The sequence below is a fragment of the Aerococcus sp. L_32 genome (assembly GCF_050689315.1).
The window spans coordinates 1-759 of sequence record NZ_JBOEQF010000898.1 but is presented as its reverse complement, the minus strand read 5'-3'; the positions used below and the strand labels follow the sequence as shown (position 1 = coordinate 759).

The window sequence follows — 759 nt, the reverse complement described above, 5'->3', positions numbered from 1 at the left end:
ATCATACCCGCTAACATAGCAGTTGCTTCAATTCGTTTGATTGGTTCACTTTCTTGATTTTGATACTCGAAGAACTCTGTAATTAACTCACTTGCAGAAGAAGCATAAGGCTCAATATATTCTAACAATACATTATCTGGTACTTCTTCCCCCTTACGGTGGTGGTCAATAATAATAACAGGTCTATTCGGTGTAATCAAGTCTGGTGCAGTGGTAATTGACGGACGATGTACGTCCACCAAGAATAATAGTGAATCCTGTGCCATCAACTCTTCTGCTTGTTCAGGCGAGATAATTGATTCCGCAATTGATTCATCCTTACGTAACTCCACCAATAAACGTTCAATATCATCATTAATACGACTTTCATCAATAATCACATAACAAATTTGGTTATTCATTTGAGAAATACGACGAATACCCAAGCAAGCACCAACAGCATCCATATCTGGATAATCATGCCCCATAACGAATACTGAAGACGTGTTTTGAATCATTGTTGAAATAGTATTGGCGATTTGACGTGAACGTACACGTGTACGTTTTTCCATAGGGTTTGTCTTACCACCATAATAACGCGCTTTTTGATTTTTAGTACGGACAACGACTTGGTCACCACCACGACTTTGCGCAAGATCTAAGTTAGACTGTCCTTGTTCAGAAATATCATCCACATCAATAACGTCATCTTTCTCCTGGTATGAAATCCCCATAGAAATCGTTAATGGTGTATTGGCCTTTGATGTTTTCTCACGAAGG

General features: G+C 38.7%; 1 protein-coding gene. It reads right to left on the bottom strand.

The genetic code is table 11. The features are described 5' to 3' along the window. The coding region (locus tag ACRCJ0_RS17205; protein WP_431391376.1) for a DHH family phosphoesterase at positions 1-759 on the bottom strand (759 nt) is incomplete at both ends.